The organism is Kangiella koreensis DSM 16069, assembly GCF_000024085.1.
Taxonomy (GTDB): Bacteria; Pseudomonadota; Gammaproteobacteria; order Enterobacterales; family Kangiellaceae; genus Kangiella; species Kangiella koreensis.
This window is the reverse complement of record NC_013166.1, coordinates 1912503-1930570: the sequence shown is the minus strand read 5'-3', so window position 1 is coordinate 1930570 and position 18068 is coordinate 1912503. Positions and strand designations below refer to the sequence as shown.

Annotated in this window: 14 protein-coding genes; 8 read left to right on the top strand and 6 right to left on the bottom strand. The window is 44.5% G+C overall.

Annotation, left to right across the window (positions count from 1 at the left end; translation table 11 throughout):
• Positions 1–79 precede the first annotated feature (79 nt).
• The 6 genes from KKOR_RS08935 (at position 80) to KKOR_RS08910 (ending at position 6986) form a co-directional block, all read left to right on the top strand.
• Positions 80–925: an ABC transporter ATP-binding protein gene (locus KKOR_RS08935; protein ID WP_015780799.1), complete on the top strand. Its 846-nt coding sequence runs from the start codon at positions 80–82 to the stop codon at positions 923–925.
• On the top strand, positions 925–2226 hold the full coding sequence (locus tag KKOR_RS08930) for an ABC transporter permease (protein ID WP_015780798.1): 1302 nt from the start codon (positions 925–927) through the stop codon (positions 2224–2226). Before KKOR_RS08935 ends, KKOR_RS08930 begins: the two co-directional genes overlap by 1 nt.
• A gap of 62 nt (positions 2227–2288) precedes the next feature.
• On the top strand, positions 2289–2516 hold the full coding sequence (locus KKOR_RS08925) for a SlyX family protein (RefSeq protein WP_015780797.1): 228 nt from the start codon (positions 2289–2291) through the stop codon (positions 2514–2516).
• An 87-nt stretch (positions 2517–2603) separates the two neighbouring features.
• Positions 2604–3968 carry a class II fumarate hydratase gene (locus tag KKOR_RS08920; RefSeq protein WP_071818311.1) on the top strand — a complete coding sequence of 455 codons (1365 nt, stop codon included), beginning with the start codon at positions 2604–2606 and terminating at the stop codon, positions 3966–3968.
• A gap of 64 nt (positions 3969–4032) precedes the next feature.
• A complete protein-coding gene (locus KKOR_RS08915; RefSeq protein WP_015780795.1) occupies positions 4033–5109 on the top strand; it encodes a hypothetical protein in 1077 nt (358 codons plus the stop codon).
• Positions 5097–6986, top strand: a complete 1890-nt coding sequence (locus KKOR_RS08910; protein ID WP_015780794.1) for a M14 family zinc carboxypeptidase — start codon at positions 5097–5099, stop codon at positions 6984–6986. The genes KKOR_RS08915 and KKOR_RS08910 overlap by 13 nt, the downstream gene beginning before the upstream one ends.
• Positions 6987–7074: 88 nt before the next feature.
• Here KKOR_RS08910 and KKOR_RS08905 read toward each other — a convergent pair whose 3' ends face one another.
• Together KKOR_RS08905 and KKOR_RS08900 are read right to left on the bottom strand one after the other, a co-directional pair.
• Entirely contained in the window at positions 7075–7527 is a 453-nt protein-coding gene (locus tag KKOR_RS08905; protein WP_015780793.1) for an OsmC family protein, read from the bottom strand.
• 10 nt (positions 7528–7537) lie between these two features.
• Positions 7538–8422 (bottom strand): DMT family transporter, encoded by an 885-nt coding sequence (locus KKOR_RS08900; protein ID WP_041296201.1) that lies wholly within the window; start codon positions 8420–8422, stop codon positions 7538–7540.
• 124 nt (positions 8423–8546) lie between these two features.
• Here KKOR_RS08900 and KKOR_RS08895 point away from each other — a divergent pair, with 124 nt between their 5' ends.
• On the top strand, positions 8547–9734 hold the full coding sequence (locus KKOR_RS08895; protein ID WP_015780791.1) for a BaiN/RdsA family NAD(P)/FAD-dependent oxidoreductase: 1188 nt from the start codon (positions 8547–8549) through the stop codon (positions 9732–9734).
• A 35-nt stretch (positions 9735–9769) separates the two neighbouring features.
• On the opposite strand, the gene KKOR_RS08890 is transcribed toward KKOR_RS08895, so the two are convergent.
• The gene (locus KKOR_RS08890; protein WP_015780790.1) at positions 9770–10324 is read right to left on the bottom strand and encodes a hypothetical protein; all 555 of its coding nucleotides are present in this window, start codon (positions 10322–10324) and stop codon (positions 9770–9772) included.
• 220 nt (positions 10325–10544) lie between these two features.
• Positions 10545–11366 (bottom strand): M90 family metallopeptidase, encoded by an 822-nt coding sequence (locus KKOR_RS08885; RefSeq protein ID WP_015780789.1) that lies wholly within the window; start codon positions 11364–11366, stop codon positions 10545–10547.
• 177 nt (positions 11367–11543) lie between these two features.
• On the opposite strand from KKOR_RS08885, the gene KKOR_RS08880 reads away from it, so the two are divergent.
• Complete coding sequence (locus KKOR_RS08880) at positions 11544–13091, top strand: AbgT family transporter (RefSeq protein ID WP_015780788.1); 1548 nt, start codon at positions 11544–11546, stop codon at positions 13089–13091.
• 337 nt (positions 13092–13428) lie between these two features.
• Here the strand turns inward: KKOR_RS08880 and KKOR_RS08875 are convergent, their stop codons facing one another.
• Positions 13429–15282 carry a S8 family peptidase gene (locus KKOR_RS08875; protein WP_015780787.1) on the bottom strand — a complete coding sequence of 618 codons (1854 nt, stop codon included), beginning with the start codon at positions 15280–15282 and terminating at the stop codon, positions 13429–13431.
• A gap of 492 nt (positions 15283–15774) precedes the next feature.
• A complete protein-coding gene (locus KKOR_RS08870) occupies positions 15775–18012 on the bottom strand; it encodes a thiamine pyrophosphate-dependent enzyme (RefSeq protein WP_015780786.1) in 2238 nt (745 codons plus the stop codon).
• Positions 18013–18068: the final 56 nt, after the last annotated feature.

Genomic DNA, 18068 nt, shown 5'->3' with positions numbered 1-18068 from the left:
ACCTTTTGCTGGTTTGCTGCATCTAAACTAAGTTAACGATCTATTAATAAGCAACTAAAACAATAAGTTAGGAGAAGGGATGATTGAAGTTCGGGGTATTTCTAAACGCTATGGCGATTTGCAAGCTGTAGACAATCTTTCGATTACCATTGAAAAGGGGCATATATTTGGTTTGTTAGGACCTAACGGCGCCGGTAAAAGCACAACCATTTCAATGATGTGCGGCCTTATTAGCCCTGATATGGGCACTGTCCAGCTCAATGGTGAAAAACCTACTGATAAAGCGACTAAACACAAGATTGGTCTGATCCCACAATCGATTGCTTTGTATGAAGAGTTATCGGCACTAGACAACTTGAGCTTTTTTGCGGATTTATATGGCTTATCTGCAAAGACCAAGATTGAGCGTATGGAATGGTCATTGCAGTTTGTGGGCTTGCAGGATCGCGCCAAAGATACGGTAAGTGAATATTCCGGCGGTATGAAACGTCGCTTAAATTTAGCAGCCTCCTTGTTGCATGATCCCGATTTTATTTTTATGGATGAACCAACTGCCGGTGTCGATCCCCAGTCACGGAATAAATTATTTGAAAGTGTTCTAGAGCTAAAAGATTTAGGCAAAACGATTATCTATACCACCCATTACATGGAGGAAGCAGAAAAGCTTTGCGACCGTGTTGGTGTTGTTGATAAAGGTCAGTTGTTGGCGCTCGGAACGGTTGATGAGCTCATTGAGCAACACGGCGGTCACTCAAGCGTCAATATCCGCTCGGAGCATGGTGATGAGAGCTTTATGACGGCAAATCCGGTTAATGACCTGATGGAGCGTTTGAAAGGTATGAATACGGTAGAGAATTTAAGTTTACGACGACCCAACCTTGAAACCGTCTTTTTGAATTTAACTGGCAAACAACTGAGGGATTAATGATGAAAGCTGTTATAGCCTTAATGAAAAAAGATTTGAAGTTACTGTTCAAGGACAAGATGGCAGTATTTTTTACTTTTGTTTTCCCTTTACTGTTTGCCTTTTTCTTCGGCTCAATTTTCTCTAGTGGTGGTGGTTCTCAAGGTCTAAAAATTGCTGTGACTGATTTAGACCAAACTGAAAAATCGCAAGCTTTTGTACAACAGCTTACCGAGGCAAGTGAGTTTGTTGTCACCGAAACGGATGAAGCAAATGCTAAAGAGTTAGTTCGTACTGGTAAGCAAGTTGCATTTATTATTTTGCCTGAAGGTTTTGGCGAAAATTACGGTGGGATCTTTAGCGGAGAACCTCCTGAAATTCTGGTTGGTATTGATCCGGCACGAAAAGCCGAAGCTGGCTATTTGGAAGGCTCCTTGATGAAGCTGGGTATTAAGCGCTTTGAGTTAGCATTCTCGGATGCTAATGAAATGATTAAACAACTGGATTTCTCTATAGATGATATTCAGCAAAGTGATGATATGCCAGAAGAGTGGAGATCATTGTTGAGCGATTATTTGCCCAAGTTTAAAGAGCTAACCGAGCAGGAACTTGCTAAGCAACCTGAAGGTTCTGAAACCGCGGGATTAAGCTTCGGTTCTGATGGTGATAATCCGATGATGCCGCTGAAAATCACCAAAGAAGAAGTGATGGTGAAAAAAACAGGACCCCGCAATGCTTATTCAATTACTATTCCGCAGGGTGTAATTTGGGCCATCATGGGTTGTGTGATCGGTTTTGCGATCAGTCTAGTGCGCGAAAAAACCTTGGGTACTATAGACCGTTTAGCAATGGCGCCAATTAGTCGCACTCAAATCCTGGCGGGCAAGGCGCTGGGTTGTTTTGCAGCCCAAGCAATGGTGGTAACCCTATTGTTTACTATTGCTTACTTTATACTGGATGTGCGCTTTGATTTTATAAAACTGGTGTTAGCGGTTTTGGCTGCTGGAATTTGTTTCGTTGGTGTCATGATGTTTTTTGCATCAATAACCAAAACAGAACAATCGGTTGCCGGTATGACCAATGCCTTCCTGATTCTGATGGGGATGATTGGTGGTGCCATGATTCCGCTATTCGCTATGCCAGGCTGGATGCAATCGGTGAGTCATGTCAGTCCTGTAAAGTGGGCTATTCTGGCGTTCGAAGGCGCTATCTGGCGTGACTTTAGTTATGTTGAAATGATGACGCCGCTAGCTATTTTGACTGCAATAGGGCTGGTAACCTTCTTTATCGGAACCCGTATGCTAAAATTGAAGCAGGCATAACATTGGATGATTAAAGAGTGCATTAAGCTGCACTCTTTAATACCCTTTTTGAAGAGACAGCTATGAGTTCTATCGACGATTTACAAGAACAAATCCATGATCTGCAATCTAAGGTTGCCTTTCAGGAAGATACTATCGACCATTTAAATAAAATGGTCACTAAGCAAGATGAAGTGATCCGTATGCTTGAGCGTCGGTTTATGCACCTTGGTGAAAAAATTGATGACATGCGTTCGCAATTACCCGACAAGCCTTTTAATCCAGCAGACGAAATCCCACCGCATTATTAAGCATTAAAGATTAATTGAGTTGAATTTTTGCTGTCTGGCCTGTTACCTTGTAAGTATTACTGGATTCCGATGAACACGAGGTGAGTAATAATGAGCTTTCGCATTGAAAAGGACAGCATGGGCAAAGTTAAGGTTGCTGAAGATGCGCTGTATGCTGCACAAACTCAGCGCGCTTTGGACAACTTTAAGATCAGTGATCTTAAAATGCCTTTGGCATTTATCGACAGTATTCTTGATATCAAGCTGATAGCAGCAGAAACCAACCATGAGCTTGGACTTCTTGCCAAAAATAAACTCCAGGCGATTACTAAAGCCATCAAGAAAATTCGTAAAGACCAATTAGTTAATCACCATCATTTTCCTCTTGATATTTTCCAAACCGGTTCGGGCACCAGCACTAACATGAATGTGAATGAGGTGGTGGCGCACCTGGCTTCAAATTCAAAACTTAAAGTTCACCCTAATGATGATGTGAACATGGGGCAGAGTAGCAATGATGTGATCCCAACTGCTATTGCTGTTTCATCGACAAAATCTTTAGTGCATGAATTAATTCCTGCCTTGTTAACACTTAAATCGACTATCGAAAATAAGGCACAGCTGCACAAGAAAGTGATTAAAACGGGTCGTACTCATTTGATGGATGCGATGCCTTTGAGTTTGCAGCAAGAAATGTCTGGCTGGGCGCATCAAATTCAGATCAGCGTTGAGGCCTGTCAAAAAATCGTGCCGACAGTTGCACAACTCGCTCAAGGCGGTACGGCAATTGGCACCGGGATTAATAGCTCTGCAAAATTCCGAACTTTGTTTGCTCAGAAATTAAAATCACACAGCGGACTGCCGTTTAGCAAAACTAAAAACACTTTTGCCAGCATTGCCGGCCAAGATGCCAGCGTGGCGCTTTCAGGTGTTTTAAATACTTTGGCTACGGCCTTGATGAAAATCAGCAATGATTTGCGCTGGATGAACAGTGGGCCAGTCAGTGGCCTGGGTGAAATAAAGCTAAAAGCGATTCAGCCCGGAAGCAGCATCATGCCAGGTAAAGTCAACCCAGTGATTCCTGAAGCAGTGGCGATGGCTGCTGCGCAAATTATGGGAAACAATACGACCATTACCATCGGCGCTCAGTCCGGTAATTTTCAGCTTAATGTGATGTTGCCAGTGATTGCTTATAATCTGTTGCAGTCATTACACCTGGCGACAACTTCAGCAGAACATTTAGCACGGACTATTACTCACTTTGAAGTCAATCAAGAATATTTAGAATCTCAGTTAAGTAAAAATGCTATTCTGGCAACAGCTCTAGCTCCCGAAATTGGCTATGAAAAAGCCTCTGAAATTGTATATAAAGCTAGAAAGGAAGAGAGAAGCATATTAGAGGTCGCCGTTGAATTAACATCTCTTTCTCAAAAAGAGTTGGAGAAAATATTAGACCCCATGAAGCTCACTTAAACTTAGTAGGGCAGTTGCGGTCTAAACATTAGTTGGTATCTACTTGCCAAGGTAAGGTGTTGAAATGATCAATATTAAAGCAACTATGCTCTGCTTTGCTATCGGGTTATCCTATGGTAGCAATTTAAGTGCGGCTGAAACTGGCCCCTTGTTAATATCAGAAGTCCCCTCGAATCAAGTCTATACAGAGGAGCGCATAGCCCAGGTAAAAGGGCAAAGTGATGCAGTTCTAAAGAGAGGCGGGGAAGATTCCCTAGTTAATGAATATCTGCTTTTTAAGAAAATTAGTGGTATGAATTCGGAGCAACTGTCTGAGCATGATATTAATTTTTTAAAGCAGGCCACAATCCATAAAGTTACGGCTTATAAGCAGCATCCTGAGGGCCCTATTGCTGTGCCCATCTTTGATATTTCATCGTTGGCCCAACATAAGTTATTCATGAGTGAAGTTCATTCTAAGAAGCCAGAGCTTGTTACTTTACTACAAACCCAGCCAATACTTTTCGCTGAAATAAGCACCAACAATTCAGTCAATCTGCAAGCAGCCAAAAGCGCGCTACAAGAGGCGACTTCTTTGTCTATGCCGACAGCAGATTTACTGGTGGATAGCTATAAAACTCATGCAAATCCCAATAGTTTGCAATTATTAGAGTCAATAGTTGATACTAACGGTAGTTACAAAGCAGCTGAAGCCTTATTGAGCTCGCCACATAAATCCCATTTAAAACATCAGCTATTAAGCCGTCTTGGGCAGTACTTTTCAGAGCATGAGCGAGAGGCTTTATTAAAAGAGCAAATTTTGAATCGAACAGAGTTAGCGCCACAGGCTCTCATTGAGTATGGCAAGCTTCCTCAAACTGTACTTGATAGAAGTATTCTTTACTCTTATCTTGCAGATGAAACTTTAGGCTCAAGTAGTGCTTTTGCCTTATCCGAATTAATTAGAGAGAGTTCAGACTATTCGAACATCGTAGATTTTCTAAGGCAACATGGTTCTTCTCGATATGCAGTTGCGAATTGCTTGTTAGCCCTAAAGCTGGCTAATACTCGTGACTCTAAAGCCCATCTGAGAGATATTCTTGAGCAGGATTATATTCAGTTTGAAGATATCAAAGCGGAGGTGAATTCATGGTTAAATTAACAGGATGCATGATAGCTTCAGCTTTAGTCATGGGTTCAACAGGCGTTGGAGCAGAGGTTTTAAGCTATACTGAAAATACTAATTCAAGTAATCAATTAGCAATTGGCTATCCCGTTCCTATTCCTGTTGATTCTTTAACCGGTGTCGATGGATTTAGAACCTATGATAGCTTACACAGCCAACACCAGGCCTTGGCAGTAACTCATGCTGAAGTAAGAAGTAGTGTGGTTGGTCAAACCGCGAATAATCGTGATATTTACGTCTATCGCTTCAGTGATAGCGATAACCATACTGTTGATGGTTTGCCTGAGCCTGCTTTTCTGATTAACGGCACGATCCATGCTCGTGAGTGGCAGAGTCCAGAAGTGGTTACTGAGCTCATGGAGCAACTAACGGAAAGGAAAAACGACCTGAGTGTTGTCCAATATTTATTGGATAATACTAACATCGTTATTTTACCCGTCCTAAATATCGATGGTTTTTTGCAAACCCAGCGGTTCCCTACTGAAGTGACTCAATCTCCCGGAACCAATTCAAGCTCAACGCCTTCGCAGAAGTTTGCAGAGCCTCGAGATGGTCGAATGCGGCGCAAAAATATGCCTAATGTTGATGAAGTTTTATCAACCGAAAGTGATCGCCTTCAAGGCGTGGATTTGAATCGCAATGGCAGTGTTTTCTTCGGCGTTGAGCCTGGTAATAGCAGTCCTAGCAGTTTGATTTACGGTGGGGCTTCAGCACAGTCTGAAGCAGAAAGTGAAGCACTGTTAGCTGCAGCTCAGCTAGGTCCAAGGAGTCGTCTTCGCTTTTATCAGGATACTCATTCTTTTTCACGAGTATTGTTTGTACCACAACCCAGCAACAGCAGGCTCAATACAATTACTAAAAGCTTGGCTTCAAAATTTCAAAGCACAACAAAGGCACAGGGCGCAGATTACTTCCCGGTAATCAGTCAGGTTGGTAACGGTATTCCATCAACCGCTGATTATTTTGCCTTTACTGATTTAATTCCAACCTGGACCTTAGAGCTCGAACCACCTCAGGGGTTTGCTAACGAACCTAGTGGAGGCGCTTTTTATGGTGGTACTGGGGCAAGCCATTCAGGTTTTATTATGCCGGATGGTGAAATTGCACGTACTCGAGATCAACTTGCGCCAGCCCAAATGCTGATGCTTTATCATCAGGCTGGTCCGGCTTATGTCACTAAAGTTCGGTTGGTAGATAGTGAAGCTAATGATGTTTATGCGGCAGCCTGGACCAGCGGTTCAAGCAGAAGCTTGAATGTGACCACCAACAATACACTTGGAGGGGGGCAAACCTATTCCTTGTATGTCAGTTTCAGTAAGCCCATGCGAGTGAGAAACGCCTCCGGCGCTATCAGTCAATACACAGGCCAATCAGTAACCTTGGCGCCTTCTGTGAGCATAAGCGGCAATGGAGGAAGTGGCAATTTTACGCGTACAATCAGTGTCAGTAGAAACCATTGGTTAAACGAGGATGTTGAGGGTTTCACTTTCGATAACTATCTCGATGATGCTTTTAAGGTCGACTTTACACTACCAACTGATATCCCTGTTAGTTCAAATAGCGGCACCACGGATCTCAAGATTAATATCGGGGTGCAAGATTTGGCTGGATTAGCATTGGATGCCGATCCTAGAACTGCGGTTGACTGGAGTGCTGGAGCATGGACCAATTATGAAAACTCCAACGGGCAAAAAGGGGACTCCGGGGGCACAGATTCCTCATATAGCCTCAAAGTGTCGAATCAAAATTTGACATTATCAGAACCGCAATCTAGCGGTGGTGGTGGGGCTCTGCACTGGTTGTTACTGCTATTGCTGAGTGCTTTTGGATTAGTGCGTCGACCTAAGAGTTAACCTCGAATTTTATCATTAAACCAACCTTAGGTTTGTATATGAAATAAGATGGTAGGGACAAGTCATGACTTGTCCGTACAAAAACGTATTAGCCAACCTTACAAACTAGTTTCGAGCGAATTTTCAGTTCGCCCATCAAGGTTCTATGCACTGGGCATTTATTGGCAATTTCCAGCATTCTTTCCTGCTGCTCACGATCTAAATCACCGGTCACTTTAATCTGGCGCTCCAAAACATCGACAAAGCCTTTTTCGGTTTCGCAGTCCTCGCAGTCTTCGGCTTTGATTTTCTTGTGAATAACGTCCACTTTGATCTGGTCTACAGGCCACTTTTTGCGATTGGCGTACATATTCAAAGTCATGACGGTGCAGGTGCCTAATGCTGTTGCCAAGTAATGATAGGGGGTCGGTCCTTTGTCGTGTCCACCTCGTTCTTCAGGTTCATCACCGACCAGTTTATGACCATCAGCATCAATATTGCAGAAGAGTCCGTCTTCTAATGTATTGGTGACGGTTGCTTTGTGTACGCTGTCTTCAAGCATGATGACTCCCTTATTGTTTCTTGATGTCTTCTCGGTTTATCACAAACACATTTCCCAGTCCAATTAGCACAATGCCTGTGGCGATAATCCAGGTCCAGATAAAGTCTTCAAAGAAGGTCGAAATAATTAAGGCCACCGCAGGGAAAAGCACCACCGCGTAAGTGGCCTTATGGATACCAATACGTCGCAGTAAAGTCAGGTAGGCACCAAAAGCTAACACCGAACCAAATACTGACAGGTAGACTAAACTAATGGAGTAGCCCAACGCCATGTCGTAGATCAAAGCTTTGCCTTGAACTAGGCCAACAATCAAACTGAACAGGGAACCATAACCCATGGCATAGGCGTTCATTTGAATGACTGGCATGTCGTACTTTTGAGTCTGGACCGAAACCATATTACCGATCGATGCGCAAAGTACACCGAGCAGCGCAATTAATAAGCCATACAGTTTGGCATTTTCCAGCGTGAAGTCAGTCAGTTCGTTCCAGAAAATCATCACCATGCCGATCAAGCCTAAAGCTGAACCGATAATGACCCGTGCGGTGATTTTGGCTTTGAAAAACAGCCACGAATTGAAGATGTTCACGATCAGGACCGCTGAGAATATGACTGAGGCCATTGCCGAAGTCAGGTACTCCTGCGCTTCGTAAACCAGCAGGTAATTAAGGCCGAAAAAGGTGATTCCCATCAGGACAAGCCAGGCGTGTTGCAATAAGCCATAACGCATGGGAAGCTTTTTAAACCAGCAGAAAGCAAAGAGTAATAAGGATGCAAGTCCGAAGCGATAAAACGAAGAGTATTCGTGAGGCACAACGCCGAGTTGAAACTCGATTGCAAACCAGGTGCTGCCCCAGATCAGAACGCATAGGGCGTACAATACTGGGGTGCTCATAATAAAAGCCATAGTGAAGCGTTACTTTTCTGAAATTTATGCCGTGATCATGCCATAAGTGGTAAGATCCTGTCGCATGATTTTTGTAAATGCTTATTATCGTTTGAGTTCATAAGGCTGGGGAATGCAAAAGAAAGACGTGATAATCATCGGCGCTGGCGCTGCGGGCTTGATGTGTGGCATAACGGCAGGCCAGCGTGGCCGTTCGGTTGCGATTCTTGATCATGCCAATAAAGTCGGCAAGAAAATTCTGATGTCGGGTGGCGGACGTTGTAATTTTACCAACTATTATGCGGAGCCAACTAATTTCCTTTCGCACAACCAGCACTTCTGTAAATCAGCTTTAAGTCGCTATACCCAATGGGATTTCATTGCTTTAGTGGAAAAACACGGCATTCCTTATCATGAAAAAAAGCTCGGTCAGTTATTTTGCGATAACAAAGCTAAGGATATTGTAAACATGTTGCTGGACGAGTGTGCGCAGGCTGGTGTCGAAGTTCGTACCGAATGCTCGATTTTACAAGTGGATAAAGTGGATGATGGTTTTATCATTCAAACCAGCCAGGGCAAGTGGCACTGTCAGTCACTGGTAATTGCCACGGGTGGCCTGTCAATTCCAACCATGGGCGCGACCGGCTTTGGTTATGATATTGCTAAGCAATTTGGCTTAAAGCTTTTCCCGACTTACGCGGCACTGGTGCCTTTTACTCTGACCCCAAAATTACTTGAGCAATTTGACGGATTGTCCGGCACATCAGCCGATGCGCTGGTTAGTTGTAATGGACAGTCTTTCCGCGAAAACATTCTCTTTACCCATCGCGGCTTAAGCGGCCCATCGATTTTGCAAATCTCTTCCTATTGGCAACCGGGCGATGCTATCTCAATCAACTTGTTTCCTGATGTGGACTTGTATGAACACTTAAAGCAATTGCAGCAGGAAAGACCGAAGGCTCATATCAACACAGTGCTTGCTGAGCAGTTGACAAAAAAACTGGCCGATAGATTGTGCGAAATCTGGTTCGCTGATTATGTGCAAAAGCCATTGGCAGAATTATCTAACGAAATTTTGCAGGTTATCGCTGAACAACTGCAGAGCTGGCAGCTTAAGCCGACGGGCACAGAAGGTTATCGCACCGCTGAGGTAACTATGGGTGGCCTTGATACTGACGAAGTGTCATCGAAAACCTTTGAAGCCAAAAAAGTCACTGGCCTGTATTTTATTGGTGAAGTTCTTGATGTTACGGGTCATCTGGGTGGTTTTAACTTTCAATGGGCCTGGGCCAGCGGTTATGCCGCAGGACAGTATGTGTAAAAAAGCCCACTGAAGTGGGCTTTTTCTGATTGCTACTAATTCTTTTTCTTCAAGTCTTCTACCGGAACCATGATGTGAGCATAAGGTGTGTCCCCCCACATGACATAAGGCCCACCCTCCGATGGATCGTCAGTGATGCCCTCTAACATGTCTTTTGGCACTATGATCATTAAGTGCGGACCGGTTTCTACGTAATCATCTGCATTTTTATGGTCATGATGATGAGGATTCGAGTTACTGACACCCGAGCCAGCATCTCCTTGTAACATATAGGAAATACCAATTTTATCAGCCGTGAAGCTTTCTTTTTTGCCCATTGCCTGCATCATTTCCATCCAGACGCCATCCACACAAATGGGAGCGTTATCATCCGGAAAAGTATCCGGCATGCAGGTCCAGCCATTATTGCCTTCCACCAGAACTTTATCACCATCTACAATGGTGGCGTCGGCGCTTACGGAAGGTGGTGCAGCTGAACGAGCCTGATGAATGCGTTTTTGCTCACTTGCTGTTGCGGCATGAGTTGCGAGTATAAGAGTTGATAGACAGGTTAGGGTTAACGCTTTGTACATTCTAGATCGGACTTTCATAACATATCTCCCTGATATAAATAAGAAAATGGAACCGATCTGGCAAGGAAGAGGTTGAACTATAAATAATTCAATCGACTCAAATTTGCTTAATAAAAGTCGATACTGTTGCGGTTTTGATTATTATTCCGCTGGCAGGCCCAGATCCTTGTCAGCCAAGCCTGTGATTATAGCAAATGGGACACTGCTTTGATTAAAAAATAACCAGTATGCGGACTGGTTACCATTCTGCAGGGTTGATGCAGTAGTACTGTTGAAACTGTTGATAGATCTCCGAATGGAGTTCTTTAAGCTGCTGAGGCTTTTCAAAAAAGATTTCGGTAGCTACTGCGAAGAACTCTGCTGGATTGGTAGCGCCGTATTTATCTAACAACGTATTTTCGCCTGTAGAGGCTTTGCGTTGTAGCTCCTGAAACTCCTGAGACATAATCTTGGCCCATTGCTCATAATCCTGTTCCGCTGACAAGGGTGGTGCGCCGTTGGTCACGCCTGACTCGCCATCCAACTGGTGGGCGAACTCATGAATCACTAGATTATGGCCATCTTCAAAATCGGCACCACCATTGGCGGAGTCAGTCCAGGACAGAATGACCTGGCCACGATTCCATGACTCTCCCAGTAAAACGCGTGGTTCTTCGCTTTGGATGCCTGAGGCATCATAGTGATTGTGGCGTGTAATAAATGCTGCTGGGTAAACCACGATGGTTTTAAGGAAAGGGTAAAAGTCGGTGGCACGATTGAGCAGTAGCATGCACGCCTGAGCGGCGATAGTGACTTTGACTTCATCGGTAATGTCCTGGCCTTTACGTCCGATAAAATCTTTTTCGGCAAGAAAGATCTGCATCTTGTCTTTAAGCTGAAGCTGTAAATCTGTCGGCATCTTATAGAAGAAGGGGAGATTGTTCCGAAGGATCTGGCGCCATTCCTTGGGGAATGGTTGGCTAACTATCTGTTGTCTTTTGCGTTTCTTACGCTGGTTTGAGGTGACAATCCAGATAATGGCAAATGCAGAAGCAGCGAGAACGATATAGAGAGCGGTCATAAGTCTTTATTCTTCATTGTGTTTTAACAAGATTGGGGTGGTTGTTTAATTTTCAAGCATACGCATACTTTTCAAGCAGATAGATGGCTCTAACTGGCTGATAAGACCTGAGTTTGCTTGAATATGTCTTGCCAGATAGGGTATAACTTTGCACTTGGCTTAATTTGAGGAAATGAGATGGATAATAACAATGGGGCTGCGCCGACTGGGGCTATCGCTCGTTTTTTGAATGGGATCGAGCGAGTCGGTAATAAATTGCCTGATCCGGCGATGATCTTCTTATCAGCAATGCTGATTATTTGGGTACTATCATGGCTGCTTTCTGGCATCAGTTTTGACGCGATTGACCCACGCACTGGCGAAACTATCATCGTCAATAACCTTTTAACCGGTGACTCGTTAGCCAGCTTCCTGTCTAACATGGTAGTTACCTTTACCAGCTTTGCACCGCTTGGGGTTGTATTAGTGGCTATGCTGGGTGTTGGGGTTGCTGAGCATTCTGGCTATATCAATACTGGTATCAAATTGATGCTCAAGAGAACGCCACAGTTCTTATTAACACCAACCATTATCTTAATCGCGATTGTCAGCCACACAGCTACTGATGCCGGTTATGTATTGGTAATTCCACTAGCAGGCGTGATTTATTATGCAATGGGTCGCCATCCATTGGCAGGTATCGCTGCGGCATTTGCTGGTGTGAGCGGTGGCTTTAGTGCCAACTTTATTCCATCGGGTATTGATCCCTTACTTCAAAGCTTCACTCAATCTGCTGCTCATATCATTGAGCCAGGTATGCAGGTGAATCCTTTGAATAACTGGTTCTTCACCGGGATTTCGAGTGTCTTCATTATTCTTCTGGGCTGGTTTATTACGGCGCGTATCGTTGAACCGCGTCTACAAAAGACCCCGGTTGATGGAGATACCGATGACTTACCTGAATTCCATGAAATTACGGGTAAAGAGAAAAAGGCATTCGTTATCTCTACTTTAGTCATGCTGGCGGGTATTGGTGTATTGATTTACGCATCCTTAGGGGCTGATTCTTCACTACGTCACGATGGTTCCTTGACCTCGTTCCAGGCTCCATTGATGAAGTCCATTGTTCCTTTGATATTCTTATTATTCTGGGTTCCGGGCGCAGTTTATGGTTTCACAGCAGGAACCTTTAAAAGCAGTAAAGACATGATTGATGCAATGAGTAAGGCGATGCATGGCATGGCTTACTACATTGTTATGGCCTTCTTCTGCGCACTTTTCATCGCAGCTTTCTCGCAATCAAATCTAGGCGCCTTATTGGCTATCGAAGGTGCTCAGGTGCTTAAAGCGATGGCACTGCCAAGTGCTGTTACTATCGTCGGTATTATCTTCCTGACTGCTTTCGTGAACTTGTTTGTAGGTTCTGCTTCAGCGAAATGGGCATTGCTAGCGCCAATTTTCATACCGATGTTGATGCAGTTGGGTATTTCTCCAGACTTAACTCAAGCTGCTTATCGTGTGGGTGACTCAAGCTCGAACATCATCACGCCACTGATGCCATACTTCCCACTGGTGGTGGTCTACTGTCAGAAATACGTTAAGGGCACAGGTATCGGCACATTGGTTGCCATGATGCTACCGTTCTCTATTGCATTCCTGATTGGCTGGAGCTTGTTCCTGTTAGCTTACTGGTGGATTGGTATTCCGCTAGGATTGCAGGCAAGCTATATTTATCCAGCTGGATAATTGTTTGTCAGTTGATATTTGTCAGTTGATATTTGTCAGTTGATGAAAAATGCCGCTTTTGAGCGGCATTTTTTTATGTGTATATATTCAAGACTGTGCGGATCCGCGAGGGGGGACACAGGCTGTCGCCCAGATACTGATTTTCATCAGGATGACATGCCTAAGGGGGCTTGGTTTATCCGTCCATAGCTTAACTTTAGCTCTAAAGAGCGTAACTCTTCAGGTCATTAAGAGATGATGCTTTAGCTATTCTATTCTCTTGGTCTTTTTCTTCTCTGCATAAAAAATGCCGCCCCTTAGGACGGCATTGTTATGAACTCAATTAATGAGTCAGTTTTTACTGCCAGTCAATCTGTAGAGTTACTCCTGAGTAAGAAGAGTAACCACGGATGCTGATGTACCAACGATCCTGTGCTGGGTTAGAGAAAGAGCAGGTCTCATCGTTGCCCCATCTGTAAGGACGGCAGTCATAGCTTGATGTTGTTGGCTGTGCACCGCGACGAACATACAAGTCTGCATCACCTGAACCACCGCTCATTTGCACATCCAAGCTGCTCATGCCAGCAGGAATGTCGACGTAGTAGTGAGTCCAGCTACCTGAAGCGCCTGAAAGGTTTGGATAGGTTTCGCTACCGCCTTCTGCAGGTGGTTCTGAACCGTCACCATCGTGCGTTGCTACCAAGCTCACATTGGAGTAGCTGGTGTAGCCGCGAACCATCACATAGTAAGTACCGGTTTGTGCTGAGAAGTCACAAGACTCGTTGTTACCATTACGGTATGGACGACAGTCATAGCTAGAAGTTGTAGGTGCGCTACCGAACTTAACGTACAAGTCTGCATCACCTGAACCGCCAGACATATCGAAGCTTACGTTAGAAGCAGCGGATGGAACTTCAAAGGTGAAATCAGTTTCTGAATACTGAGCACCAGAGAAGGTTACCGATACACCATTTTCTAGCTCATTACCTGGTTCTGGATCCGGATCAGGGTCTGGGTTTGTACCATCAAACAGGCTGTATAATAACAAGTTAGGCGAGCCCGATTTAGCATCAGAAACAACACCCGGCGTTGCTGAGTCGGTTATCGCTGTATCAACCTGACTTGGAGTAGCACTTGGGTTGTCGGCTAAGTAAAGAGCAGCAACACCGGCTACGTGTGGAGACGCCATTGATGTACCGCTGATAGTGTTAGTACCACCATTTGACCAGGCTGAAGTGATGCTTGAACCTGGGGCATAGATATCCAGGCAAGAACCATAGTTTGAGAAACTTGAGCGTGAGTCGCTTGATGTTGTTGAGCCTACTGTAATTGCACTTGGCTCACGTGCTGGTGAGTAGTTACAAGCACTGCTGTTGTCGTTACCAGCAGCCACGACTACTGTGACACCGGAAGAGACAAGATTGGCAACAGCCGTATCGATTGAGGATGAAGCGCCGCCACCTAAACTCATGTTAGCAACAGCTGGCTTGGTATGGTTACTAGCTACCCAGTCGATGCCATCGATCACGCCAGACAGGGTGCCGCTACCACTACAGTTCAATACGCGAACACCGATTAAGTTAACGCTTTTTGCAATACCATAAGTTGAACCGCCTACAGTACCAGCAACGTGCGTACCGTGACCATTACAGTCAGTTGCGTCGTTATCATTATCGACAGTATCGATACCGCTTACAGAGCGACCACCAAATTCACTATGCGAATTAAGGATACCGGTATCGATAATGTAAGCATTAACATTACTTGCAGTGGTGTTGTAGGTGTATGTGCCGCTTAATGGGAGGTTGCGTTGATCAACACGGTCGATGCCCCATGTGGCATTGTTTTGTGTAGCATTAAGGCTAACGATTTGGTCTTCCTCAACCAATAAAACGTTTGGATCCTGAGCAAGCTTTTGTGCGGCCTTCTCGGACAAGGTGAAAGTACCACCTTTTAATGCCTTGGTATAAGTACGTTGAACTTGTGCCTGGTATTTACGGCTCAAGTTTTCAGTCATCATTTGAATGGCTTGCTCTGAAGCATTGCTGGAAAATTGCCCCATGTTTTGAGCTACAGCATCATCCTTCAGGACAACAATGTATTGTCCTTTGATAGCTTTGCTTGGTACTGAAGCAGTTTTGAATTCACCAGCATAGGCGCCTGTCACACCGGTAGCTAGCAGAATACCTGCAACTATTTGGTTTAGTTTCATTAAAAATTCCCCTTAGTATTGTTTTTGAATCATCCAGATTCATTCTGGACTCAATGACTCTATAAAATAGAGCCATTCGCATCAATATAAATAATGCAAAATAAATCTAATGCATTGAAAGAATAAGACCTGAGTCAAGTTAGTACAAAATGATACAAAGAGTGCTTAAAAATCAAATAAGTGTTTACTATTTCTCTGCGTCATATTGCTCAATGCATATTTGAATTGGTTTGAGGTGGTAAAGTATGAGATGAGTCGAAATATTATATTTTTTGGAATGTTAGAAAGTTGTTTTGATTAGAAAAAATAATGTGTTTTAATCGTTGAGCTATGACATTCAATATCTTGCGGGTGATTTTTGCGCTTATTACTGAGTAATCATTTATTAAGTCACTTTTGAATTATTGAAATATTGAGAGATATGCTGTTTCAGGGAGGGGGAGAAAGGTGTTCCGAATAAAGCAGGAACCACCTTTCAATAGTTCGATATTATCAGTTGGCTTTTAATTCAACTGCGGCTTTGACAATGTCGTCTTTGCTGGGCAAGACATACTGCCATGAGGTACCGATTGGGATAAAGGTGTCATGGCCAGTAATGCGTTTTATCTGAGGCAGTTTGTCCAGACGCTCAACCAGGCCAGTGATGACTTCTTCGCTGACCGAACCTGTTTTTCGGCATTCGTCGACAATCAAGACTTTCTTATATTGGCTGGCTATTTCGGCAATTTTCTCGTGATTGAGTGGTGCTAGCCAGCGCAGATCCATAATAGTGGCGTCGAGCTTATGTTTTTCACTCAAGTCTTTCTGAGCCTGGGTTGACAAGTAGTAGCCATTGCCATAGCTGATGATCAGCATGTCTTTGCTATCGACTTCTTTGCCTTTGCTGTTAACCGGTTTACGTAATCCTGGCTCGCCGAATTCAGCCACTTCGTTGGGTTCGGGGTATTCAAATAACCAGCCGTTGTCACCGGTTTCATGCAGGTCTTTGGCATGATACAGCGCAATTGGCTCCAGGAAGATGACGACGCGTTTTTGCTCGTCTGCTAAGCGGAAAGATTCGCGCATCATTTTGGCAGCGTCTAATCCATTCGATGGGCAAGCCAGAATGACACCAGGTATTTCACGCAGGAAGCCAATGCTATTGTCATTGTGGAAATGGCCGCCAAAGCCTTTTTGATAAGCCAGTCCTGCTACTCGAACCACCATCGGGTTGGTAAATTGATTGTTAGAGAAGAAGGATAGCGTGGAAGCTTCGCCGCGGATCTGGTCAATGGCGTTATGGGTATAGGCTAAAAACTGAATCTCTGGAACTGGCAGGTAACCCAGGTGAGCTGCGCCAATGGCTGTGCCTAAAATACTGGTTTCATCCAGCAATGTGTCAAAGACACGGTGTTCGCCAAAGCGGTTCTGTAAATTAGTAGAAATGCTGTAAACACCACCTTTTTTACCGACATCTTCGCCGAACATGATTGATTTTGGATACTGCTCCATCAAATCAGTCAGCGCATAATTAATCAGTTGCGCCATACTACGTGGCTTATCGAGAAACTTAAACTGGCGACCAATCTCGAATAACTCCTGACGGCGAGTGATTTTAGCGACTGGTGGTTTTTCTTTAGCCGGAAGTTCAGGCGCGATTGAAGCACAGACTTCCTCTGCAGTAGTGATTTTCGGCAGGGTAATCGCCTGCTCGGCTATTTTTTCTACTTTCAGACGGGTGTTTTCGTACATGTCGAGCACGTCTTCGGTAGACAGATAGCCAGCTTCGATGCAGATCCGGGCAGAGTGAAGTAAAGGATCTTGCGCTTCGGTTTGTTCAATTTGTTCGATGCTGTGATAAATGCTTTCAGTGTCATTACCGGCATGTCCCATTAAGCGCACCGTTTTCATGTGTAGGAACACTGGGCGGCGCTCGTAGCGGGCAATCTCTTCTGCTTCAAGAGCAGCCAGATACACATCAGGGAGGTGTAGACCATTACAGGGAATATATTCGATACTGTGGCGATTTTTAACGTTGTTTTCGACCCAGTTCGGCGGAGTTGAAACTGAAATACCAATGCCATTGTCTTCGCAGATGTAAACCAGCGGTAACGGCTCACCTTTATAGGAGAGGTATTGTGCAGTATTCAATGCGGACTGTGCGGTGGCGTGGTTAAAGCTGGCATCACCAAAGTTACACAGAATGACGCTGTCGCCAGGAATCTTGGCATCAAAATTGTTACGTTCGGCGCGACCCAGTGACCAGGCGGCACCCATTGCTTTTGGCAGGTGCGAGGCAATGGTGCTGGTTTGCGGTGGCACGAATAATGGCGCGCTGCCAAAGACTTTATGACGGCCTTGTGAGATAGGGTCTTCTTTGGCTGCGACCAGCGATAAAATTTGATCACGAATCGGGTCGATATTGGGCACCTGGCGCGAACGTTGAGTCATTAAAGCGCCGGAACGGTAGTGCAAAAAGGCCATATCAGTATGGCGGAACACCTTACCCAGAACGGCATTTCCCTCGTGCCCGCTGCTACCAATAGTATAGTAGCCAATACCTTGATCCTTGAGGATTCGCGCGCGTAAGTCGAGATGGCGGCTGATGACCTGAGATTCGAATAATTCAACAAACTCATTAGGCGAGAGCTGCGTCACCGACGCCTTGATATTACTGACTTTCTCTGGGAATTTTGCTGTTTTCACAGCAATCTGAAAATTGTTATCAATGACACTGGCGCGATCTAACATTTTATAGCTTTTATATGGATGAAAAATTGGCGGTTAGTATGCTTTATGGCTATAAG